General features: G+C 71.8%; 3 protein-coding genes. All 3 read right to left on the reverse strand.

What is annotated here, in order from left to right; translation table 11 throughout:
- Window positions 1-326, reverse strand: a 326-nt coding sequence (locus ACWGIU_RS35830; RefSeq protein WP_453712269.1) for a regulatory protein RecX, incomplete at its 3' end; no start/stop codon positions are given.
- A gap of 3 nt (window positions 327-329) precedes the next feature.
- On the reverse strand, window positions 330-1,442 hold the full coding sequence (gene recA / locus ACWGIU_RS35835; protein WP_453712270.1) for a recombinase RecA: 1,113 nt from the start codon (window positions 1,440-1,442) through the stop codon (window positions 330-332).
- Window positions 1,443-1,612: 170 nt separating this feature from the next.
- Window positions 1,613-1,990 (reverse strand): hypothetical protein, encoded by a 378-nt coding sequence (locus tag ACWGIU_RS35840; protein ID WP_453712271.1) that lies wholly within the window; start codon window positions 1,988-1,990, stop codon window positions 1,613-1,615.
- Window positions 1,991-2,351: the final 361 nt, after the last annotated feature.

The raw sequence follows: 2,351 nt of genomic DNA on the forward strand, positions 1-2,351 counted from the left end.
GCGTGCACCCCCTTGGTCCGGAGCTCCTGGGCCAGCGCCCGGCGGGCCAGGCCCCGGCCGCGGTGCCGGGACTCGACCCAGGCTCCGGCAAAGGCCGCGTCGTCGATCAGGCCCACCTCCTCGTACCGGGAGAGGACCTGATGCGACACCTCCTCGGGGATGCCCCGCTTGTGCAGGGCGTCCGCGAGCTGGCGCCGGGTGCGCGGGCTCCCGGTGAGCAGGCGCAGACAGATCGCCCGCGCCTGCTCCTCGGGGCTCTGGGGCGGCAGCTCCGAACGACCCTCACGGCCGCCTCGGCGCTCGCCGCCCCCTTCCTGCTCGCGCACGGGTCAGCTCTTGGCCACGGCGGCCTTGGCCGTCGTCTTGGCCTTCGATGCCGCCGGGGCGGGCACGGCGGTGGCCGCGGCGTCGGTGGCGTCCGCACCGGCCTCGGCGGCGGCGTCCTTGCGGACACCCACGCCCAGCTTCTCCTTGATCTTCCGCTCGATCTCGTTGGCGAGGTCGGGGTTGTCCTTCAGGAAGTTACGGGCGTTCTCCTTGCCCTGGCCGAGCTGGTCGCCCTCGTACGTGTACCAGGCGCCGGCCTTCCGCACGAAGCCGTGCTCCACACCCATGTCGATCAGACCGCCCTCGCGGCTGATGCCCTGGCCGTAGAGGATGTCGAACTCGGCCTGCTTGAACGGGGGCGCGACCTTGTTCTTGACGACCTTGACGCGGGTGCGGTTACCGACCGCGTCCGTGCCGTCCTTGAGCGTCTCGATGCGGCGGATGTCGAGGCGCACGGAGGCGTAGAACTTCAGCGCGCGACCACCGGTGGTGGTCTCGGGCGAGCCGAACATCACACCGATCTTCTCGCGGAGCTGGTTGATGAAGATCGCGGTGGTCTTGGACTGGTTGAGCGCACCGGTGATCTTCCGGAGCGCCTGGCTCATCAGTCGGGCCTGGAGACCGACGTGCGAGTCGCCCATCTCGCCCTCGATCTCCGCGCGGGGCACGAGGGCCGCCACGGAGTCGATGACGATCAGGTCGAGGGCACCGGAGCGGACCAGCATGTCCACGATCTCCAGCGCCTGCTCGCCGGTGTCCGGCTGCGACAGGATGAGGTTGTCGGTGTCGACGCCGAGGGCCTTGGCGTACTCGGGGTCGAGCGCGTGCTCGGCATCCACGAAGGCGACGGTGCCGCCGGCCTTCTGTGCGTTGGCCACGGCGTGCAGGGTCAGGGTCGTCTTACCGGAGGACTCCGGGCCGTACACCTCGATCACACGGCCGCGGGGCAGCCCGCCGACGCCGAGGGCGATGTCCAGCGCGGTCGACCCGGTGGGGATGACCTCGATGGGGTCGTTCGGCTTGTCGCCGAGGCGCATGACCGCACCCTTGCCGAATTGCCGTTCAATCTGTGCGAGAGCGGCGTCGAGGGCCTTCTCGCGGTCGGTGCCTGCCATGGGTTCCACCCGGTTTGCTTGAGTCGATCGCTTCACGTCACTGACGCTAATGCCTGCCACTGACAATGCGCCTCCACGAGCGTTTCGGCTGTGGATAACTCATCAGAATGGATGTTCGATTTTCCTGTCAAGCGCTCCACGCCCACCCACCCCCACCTGCGCCGCTGCCGTCAGCGTCGGCGCCAGCGTCTCGCCCGGTCGGCGCCGCCACCGCTCAGGCCACCCCGAGCGCCGAGCTGATCGCCCTCGTCCGTGACCGCGTCCCAGGCCTCCGGCGGGGTGCCCGCCGCGGGCATGACCTCCAGCACCCGGCATTCCCCGACCTCGGCGGCGGCGAAGAGCCGCCGGCGGGTGTGCTCCGCACCTTCGGGCGGGAAGGCGACCCGGGTCCGGTGAGGGTGGCACGCGTCGTAGGCGAGCAGCCACCCGGGCTCGACGGCCACGAAGTGGTCCTGCCCGCATTCGTCGCGCTCCGAGCGCCCCGTGCCGAGGTCCGTGGTGTGGGCCAGTGCCGCACGCAGGCACCTCAGGCGCTCGTCAGGGGGCAAGAGCCCCTGGGACAGGAGCGCACCCCTCGGGCACCCGTCGGTGAGCCGGCACAGCCGGTCGGCCTTCATGGCGGTGCCCCGGATCAGCAGCCCACCCGGCGCCCGTGCATTGGGTCCGGGTAGCGTCGCCGTCCCGCTCGGGCGATTGCGCCGGATGCGCTCCCTGCCGGTGGGTGGCGGGGTGGGGAGTGGCGCGGGTTGGTCGGCAGGTGTCGGGGTGGGGGGCCGTGGTGGGGTGTCTCCTCGGCTCGCGCGTGGCGGGCTGGTCTCGGTTGTGGGGCGGGGGTGCGCGCTCGTCCTGCGGGGACACCCCCCCCCGTCCCCCCACCCCCCCGCCCGGGGGGGGCACCGCAGCCGTGGG

This window comes from Streptomyces sp. NPDC054840 (assembly GCF_053611065.1).